At 72.4% G+C, this 7,293-nt stretch carries 6 protein-coding genes; 4 read left to right on the top strand and 2 right to left on the bottom strand.

The genetic code is table 11. The features are described 5' to 3' along the window. Positions 1-250 precede the first annotated feature (250 nt). Genes ACGF5U_RS03500 through era form a run of 3 tightly spaced genes read left to right on the top strand, consistent with a single transcriptional unit; the run spans position 251 to position 3,538 of the window. Positions 251-1,576 (top strand): beta-xylosidase, encoded by a 1,326-nt coding sequence (locus ACGF5U_RS03500; RefSeq protein WP_392714727.1) that lies wholly within the window; start codon positions 251-253, stop codon positions 1,574-1,576. A 56-nt stretch (positions 1,577-1,632) separates the two neighbouring features. Then, positions 1,633-2,610, top strand: coding sequence for a WxL protein peptidoglycan domain-containing protein (locus ACGF5U_RS03495; RefSeq protein WP_392714728.1), 978 nt, complete (start codon positions 1,633-1,635; stop codon positions 2,608-2,610). Then, positions 2,588-3,538 (top strand): GTPase Era, encoded by a 951-nt coding sequence (era, locus tag ACGF5U_RS03490; protein ID WP_392714729.1) that lies wholly within the window; start codon positions 2,588-2,590, stop codon positions 3,536-3,538. Before ACGF5U_RS03495 ends, era begins: the two co-directional genes overlap by 23 nt. A 292-nt stretch (positions 3,539-3,830) precedes the next feature. On the opposite strand, the gene ACGF5U_RS03485 is transcribed toward era, so the two are convergent. Beyond that, the gene (locus ACGF5U_RS03485) at positions 3,831-4,097 is read right to left on the bottom strand and encodes a protealysin inhibitor emfourin (protein WP_392714730.1); all 267 of its coding nucleotides are present in this window, start codon (positions 4,095-4,097) and stop codon (positions 3,831-3,833) included. A 9-nt stretch (positions 4,098-4,106) separates the two neighbouring features. Continuing rightward, positions 4,107-5,210 carry a M4 family metallopeptidase gene (locus ACGF5U_RS03480; protein WP_392714975.1) on the bottom strand — a complete coding sequence of 368 codons (1,104 nt, stop codon included), beginning with the start codon at positions 5,208-5,210 and terminating at the stop codon, positions 4,107-4,109. 313 nt (positions 5,211-5,523) lie between these two features. On the opposite strand from ACGF5U_RS03480, the gene leuA reads away from it, so the two are divergent. Continuing rightward, positions 5,524-7,281, top strand: a complete 1,758-nt coding sequence (gene leuA / locus ACGF5U_RS03475; RefSeq protein WP_392714731.1) for a 2-isopropylmalate synthase — start codon at positions 5,524-5,526, stop codon at positions 7,279-7,281. The last annotated feature ends 12 nt before the right edge of the window (positions 7,282-7,293 follow it).

Genomic DNA, 7,293 nt, shown 5'->3' with positions numbered 1-7,293 from the left:
CGCGCCCGCGGGCGCGGCGCCGCCCCCCGCCCCCCCCCCGCCCGGGGGGCGGCGCCCCCCCCCCCCCCCCCCCGCGCCCCCCCCCCGGCCCCGTGCTGCTGCCCGCGCCCGTTCGTATGGCGTCCGACCTGCGGAAACGAGATCTTGCCAGTACCTGATGGGTCATCAGGCGGCGTCGTCCACCGTCCTTGACTTCTCTTCCCGACCGCTCGTCAATGGCGCCCTCCCGACACCCTCAGGAGGGGCACACATGGCATCCCTGCGAAGACGACACCGGGCGGCACTCGCCGGTGTCACCGTCCTCGTGGTCGCCGCCGGGGGCATGTCCGCCGCCCCGGCCGGCGCCGTCTCCACCGCCTCCCAGGCAGTGGACTTCCCCACCCACTGCGTACCGCCGCCGATCGCGGGCATCCCGCCCATCGACGGCACGACCACCGCCGAGATCACCGTCGACAACGCGGCGCCCAGGGTCGGAGACACCGTCACCGTCACCTACACCGTCACCAAGCCCGCCGCGAGCAACCCCGTCGACCTCGCGCTCCCCGCCGACATCATGACCCCCAGCGGCAAGGTCGCCCTCGGCGGCGCCCAGACCGGCGCCGTCACGGTCACCGGCCCCAGGAAGAACCCGCCCGTCCCCGGCAAGGGCGTCTTCCCGCCCTTCTCCATGACGGGCACCTTCACCGTCACCGCCGCCGGCGCGATCACCCTCTCGCCCGGCGACTACAACATCCACACCAGCTACCTCATGGAGCTGGACACCCCCTGTACGGTCACGAACCCGCCGGCACCCGTCTCCGAGACGGTCACCGCGACCGACCAGCCGGGCGCCAACGAGCGGACCGTCCAGCTCGCCACCGCCTCCGGCAAACCCGGCGACCGCGTCGTGGCCACCGGCAGCCGGTTCACCCCGCTCGCCGACATCACCGTCGCCGGACGGGCCGGAGCCGCCGAGACCGCCGACCGCATGACCCTCAAGGCGAACAGCTCCGGAGGCTTCACCGCGGCCCTCCGCGTCAACGACCCGGCGACCACCGGCATCGTCGCGTACGAGGGCGACGCCTGGAGCACCGACAAGGGCGCGGGACCCGCCGCATACACCGTCGTCGACGACACCCCACTCCCCGAGGGCAGCCAGCGGATCAGCACCACCGTCGCGGCCGGCACCCTCTCCATGAGCCAGGCCGGGGACGCCGTCGCGCTGACGTCCGTCGACTTCGGCAGGGGCGGCGCCGCGACGGGCGACCTGCGCACGGTCACCGTCAAGGACTTCCGGGGCGGCCCCGCCGGCTGGTCGCTGACCGGCAGGGTCACCGACTTCACCGGACCCGGCGGCACCATCGACGCCGGCCGGCTCGCCTGGACGCCCGCCTGCGCCACCAGGCCCGGAAGCCCCAGCACCTGCGCGGCCGGCTCGCCGGGCCCCGTCGGCGCCGCCGGCGCCACCCTGGCGTCCACACCCGGCGGAACGGTCACCGGCGGTGAGTTCACCGTCGACGCGAAGGTCTCGCTGGACGTCCCCGCGTTCACCGCGCCCGGCACGTACGCAGGAGTGCTCACCCTCACCCTGACCTGACCACCGGCGGGCCGGGCGCGCACCCGGCCGGCCCGCCCCGACCCTCCGGAGGCCCGGTGCGCACGCTGTACGTCCTCCTCCTCACGGCCCTGACCCTCCTGGCCGCACCGGTGGCGGGCGCCGGGACCGCGTACGCCGCCGAGAACGGCGAGTGGGCCGTCCAGCCCGCCGCGTCCCGCCTCGGCGGCAGGCCGTACTTCTACCTGTCCGCCGACCCCGGCGCCACGCTCACCGACCGGGTCGTCATCACCAACAAGACTTCGGCGCCGCTCACCTTCCGTCTCTACGCCGCCGACGCGTACAACACGGCACGCGACGGCGGTTTCGCCGTACGCACCGCCGACGAGCCCCAGCACGGCGTCGGCGCCTGGGCCAGGCCCGACCGGACACGCGTCACCGTCCCGCCGCACGGCCGGGTCACCGTCCCGTACACCCTCACCGTCCCGGACGACGCCGAACCCGGCGACCACGCGGGCGCCCTGGTCGCCCTCGACGAACGCGTCGCCCCCGCGCCCGGCGGCGGACCGGTCGCGATGGGCGTCCAGCGGGCCGTGGGCGCCCGCGTCCACCTGCGCGTCACGGGACCCGCCGCGCCCGCGCTGGCCGTCGACGACCTCACGCTCACCCACGACCGGCCCCTGGTGCCCGGCACCGGCGAGAGCACCGCACGCGTCTCGTACACCCTGCACAACCAGGGCAACGTGACCCTCCACCCCAAGGTCGCCCTCCGTGCCGACGGCCTCTTCGGGCGCACCCTGCTCGCCCGCGACCTGGACCACGTCCCCTCCGTGCTGCTGCCCCGCCAGAAGATCCGCCTGACCGAGACCTGGACCGGCGCACCCCAGCTGGAGTGGGGCGACATCACCGTGACCGCGACCGCCGGGGCCGTCGAGGAGACGGCCCGCGCGCCCTTCCTCGCCCTGCCGTGGCTCCCGCTCGCCGTGCTCCTCGCGGCGTGCGCGGCCGCCACCGCGCGACTGCGGTACGTCAGGCGCGCCCGCATCGGGGAGAATGGCCCCCATGAGCGCTCGTAACCCAGAATCCGAAGCCGTCCACCGGGCCGGTTTCGCCTGCTTCGTCGGCCGCCCCAACGCGGGCAAGTCCACCCTCACGAACGCTCTGGTCGGACAGAAGGTGGCCATCACCTCCAACCGTCCCCAGACCACTCGGCACACGGTCCGCGGCATCGTGCACCGCGCGGACGCCCAGCTGATCCTGGTCGACACCCCCGGCCTGCACAAACCGCGCACCCTGCTCGGCGAGCGGCTCAACGACGTCGTACGGACGACCTGGGCCGAGGTCGACGTCATCGGCTTCTGCCTGCCCGCCAACGAGAAGCTGGGCCCCGGCGACCGGTTCATCGCCAAGGAACTCGCCGAGATCAAGAAGACCCCGAAGGTCGCCATCGTCACCAAGACGGACCTGGTGGACTCCAAGACCCTCGCCGAGCAGCTCATCGCCATCGACCGGCTCGGCCGGGAGCTCGGCATCGAGTGGGCCGAGATCGTCCCGGTCTCGGCGGTCGGCGACAAGCAGGTACGGCTGGTCGCGGACCTGCTCATCCCGCTCCTGCCCGAGGGCCCGCCGCTCTACCCGGAGGGCGACCTCACCGACGAGCCGGAGCAGGTCATGGTCGCCGAGCTGATCCGCGAGGCCGCGCTGGAAGGCGTACGGGACGAGCTGCCGCACTCGATCGCGGTGGTCGTGGAGGAGATGCTGCCCCGCGAGAACCGCCCCGCCGACCGGCCGCTGCTGGACATCCACGCCAACGTCTACATCGAGCGCCCCAGCCAGAAGGGCATCATCATCGGCCCCAAGGGCAAGCGCCTGAAGGAGGTCGGCATCAAGTCCCGCAAGCACATCGAGGCCCTGCTCGGCACGCCGGTCTTCCTCGACCTCCATGTGAAGGTCGCCAAGGACTGGCAGCGCGACCCCAAGCAGCTCCGCAAGCTCGGCTTCTGACCCCCGCCCCCGGGCTGTCCCGCCCCGGCACAGAGCGCCCCGGCGCGGGCCACCGGGTCGGCGGCGGGGCCGCCGCAGCCGGTCGACGCCGGTGAGGCCCCCAGGGGCCGAGGCGTGCGAGGGCGGCGGTGGGAAGGGGTCCCGAAGCAGCTCCGCGAGCTCGGCTTCCGACCCCCGCCCCCCGGGCCGTCCGGCCCCGGGCTGTCCCGCCCCGGCACAGAGCGCCCCGGCGCGGGCCCGTACCCGGACCGGCGGGCGGGGCCGCCGCAGCGGGCGTGCGGGATCGTCGCCGTCAGGCGCCCTCCTTCAGCACCCGGGCGATCAGGTCGCGCTGGGCCTGGGTGAGGCGGGGGTCGGCGCAGTAGACCGTGCGCCCGTCGACGGTGATCTCGTAGCTGAACCCGTCCGGGACGCCGGGCGGGGGAGTGCCCCGGGCATCGGCGACGGCCGCCTCGGCCAGGGCCCGCCACGCGGCGGCGTCCGGCAGCCCCGAGGTGTCGACCTCGGCCCGGCGCCGGATGCCCCCGAACCCGCCCGTACGTGTCACGCGAATACGCATGACGCCTGTCTACTCCGTCGGCACCCCCACCGTCGACCAGCCCTTCACCACCGCCTCCACCTCCGGGCCCGACTCGCCGAACCGCTCGCGGGCCGCGGCGACCGTGAGCCGGGCGAAGGCCGCGAAGTCGGCCGTCTCGGTGAGCTCGCCGCCGGTCAGCACGTCGTACCAGATCTGCCCTGCCCGCTCCCAGGCGTGCCCGCCGAGCGCGGTGGCCGCCAGGTAGAACGCGTGGTTCGGGATGCCCGAGTTGATGTGCACGCCGCCGTTGTCGCTGCCCGTCTGGACGTAGTCGTCCATCGTCGCGGGCTGCGGGTCCTTGCCGAGGACGTCGTCGTCGTACGCCGTGCCCGGTGCCTTCATGGAGCGCAGGGCCACCCCTTGGACCTCGTCCGTCAGGAGGCCCGCGCCGATCAGCCAGTCGGCCTGGTCGGCGGTCTGGCCCAGCGCGTACTGCTTGACCAGCGAGCCGAAGACGTCGGACATCGACTCGTTGAGCGCGCCCGGCTGGCTGAAGTAGGCGAGGTTGGCCGTGTACTGGGTGACGCCGTGCGCCAGTTCGTGCCCGATGACGTCGACCGGGATCGTGAAGTCGCGGAAGACCTGGCCGTCACCGTCGCCGAACACCATCCGCTCGCCGTCCCAGAACGCGTTGCCGTAGTCCCGGTCGTAGTGGACCGTCGCGTCCAGCGGCAGCCCCGACCCGTCGATGGAGTCACGGCCGTAGACCTCGTGGAACAGCGCGAACGTCGCGCCGAGCCCCGCGTACGCGCGGTTGACCGTGGCGTCCCGGGTCGGCTCGTCGCCCTCGGCGCGGACCTTCCTGCCCGGCAGCCGCCGCTTGTGCTCGGCGTCGTGGATCGTCCGGTTCGGCCGGCCCGCGGCGGCCTCCGGCGCCCCCGCCGCCACCGTGCGCACACCGGTGACCGTGGTGAGCCGGCGGCCGGTGCGGTGGGCGGCGTCCGCGACGAGGGTGCGGCGCGCTGCCTCGGCGATCGCCGGGTCGGCCGACCGGGCCAGCCGGTCGAGGAGGTGGGGCGGCACGATCGCGCAGAACACGGGAGGGGAGGAGGGCACGGAGGAGGAGAAGGGCCCGGGAGAGGAGAAGGGCATGGGAGAGGAGAAGGCCGTCATGGCAGCAATGTGGCACTGGGTCATCACGGTGTCACCCCCTGCGACCATGATTGACGAAAAGGAGTGACACATCACTTTTCGGGGGTTACCGGTCAGGAATCCCGCATACTGAAACGGCACCCGCGCTCCCCTGTGACTGGGCTACGCTGCTGCGCATCATGCGTTTCGGGCTGCTTCTCCTTAGCTGCCGCGGCGAGGGCCTGTAGTCGTAGGCCGACCCCCTCCCCGCGGAGTCTGGTGCTGCTTCGACTCAGTCGGCCTCCCCCCTGTCGGACCCGAGGAGCCCTACGCAATGTCTCAGCCCGTTGGCCGCCCCACCCCGATCACCAACGCGACGCACACGCAGCAGGCGTCCGGGATGCCCCTCCACAAGTACGGCCAGTACGAGGCCGTCGACATCCCCGACCGCACCTGGCCCGACGCCCGTATCACCAAGGCGCCGCGCTGGCTGTCCACCGATCTGAGGGACGGCAACCAGGCCCTGATCGACCCGATGTCCCCCGCCCGCAAGCGCGCGATGTTCGACCTGCTGGTGCGCATGGGCTACAAGGAGATCGAGGTCGGCTTCCCGTCGTCCGGCGAGACCGACTTCGCGTTCGTGCGCTCGATCATCGAAGAGGGCGCGATCCCCGAGGACGTCACCATCTCCGTGCTGACCCAGGCCCGCGAGGACCTGATCGAGCGGACCGTGGAGTCCCTGCGCGGCGCGCACCGGGCGACCGTGCACATGTACAACGCGACGGCGCCGGTCTTCCGCCGGGTCGTCTTCCGCGGCTCCAAGGACGACATCAAGCAGATCGCCGTCGACGGCACCCGCCTGGTGATGGAGTACGCGGACAAGATCCTGGGCGACGAGACGGCCTTCGGCTACCAGTACAGCCCCGAGATCTTCACCGACACCGAGCTGGACTTCGCACTGGAGGTCTGCGAGGGCGTCATGGACGTCTGGCAGCCGGAGGCCGGCCGGGAGATCATCCTCAACCTGCCCGCGACAGTGGAGCGTTCGACGCCGTCGACCCACGCGGACCGGTTCGAGTGGATGTCCCGCAACCTGTCCCGCAGGGAGCACGTCTGCCTGTCCGTCCACCCGCACAACGACCGGGGGACGGCGGTGGCCGCCGCCGAACTGGCGATCATGGCGGGTGCCGACCGGATCGAGGGCTGCCTGTTCGGGCAGGGCGAGCGCACCGGCAACGTCGACCTGGTGACCCTGGGCATGAACCTGTTCAGCCAGGGCGTCGACCCGCAGATCGACTTCTCGCAGATCGACGAGGTCCGCAGGACGTCCGAGTACTGCAACCAGATGGAGGTCCACCCTCGGCACCCGTACGCGGGCGACCTCGTCTACACCGCCTTCTCCGGCTCCCACCAGGACGCCATCAAGAAGGGCTTCGACGCGATGGAGGCCGACGCGGCCGCCGCCGGCAAGACCGTCGACGACATCGAGTGGGCCGTGCCGTACCTGCCGATCGACCCGAAGGACGTCGGCCGGTCGTACGAGGCGGTCATCCGGGTCAACTCGCAGTCCGGCAAGGGCGGTGTCGCGTACGTCCTGAAGAACGACCACAAGCTGGACCTGCCGCGCCGGATGCAGATCGAGTTCTCGCGGATCATCCAGGCGAAGACCGACGCCGAGGGCGGCGAGGTCACCCCGAAGGACATCTGGGCGGTCTTCCAGGACGAGTACCTGCCGAACCCGGAGAACCCGTGGGGACGGATCCAGTTGCGTTCCGGCCAGACCACCACCGACAAGGACGGCACGGACACGCTGACCGTCGAAGCGGTCGTGGACGGCTCCGAGACCGTGCTGACCGGCGTCGGCAACGGTCCGATCTCGGCGTTCTTCGACGCGCTGAACACCATCGGTGTCGACGCCCGGCTGCTGGACTACCAGGAGCACACGATGAGCGAGGGCGCGTCCGCGCAGGCCGCGTCGTACATCGAGTGCGCCATCGACGGAAAGGTGCTGTGGGGCATCGGCATCGACGCCAACACCACCCGCGCCTCGCTGAAGGCCGTCATCTCGGCGGTCAACCGCTCCGCACGCTGAGCCACCCGGCCG

It is taken from the genome of Streptomyces sp. NPDC047886 (assembly GCF_043204435.1).
GTDB lineage: Bacteria > Actinomycetota > Actinomycetes > Streptomycetales > Streptomycetaceae > Streptomyces.
The sequence above is the reverse complement of the archived record's forward strand: the minus strand, read 5'-3'. Positions and strand labels throughout refer to the sequence as shown.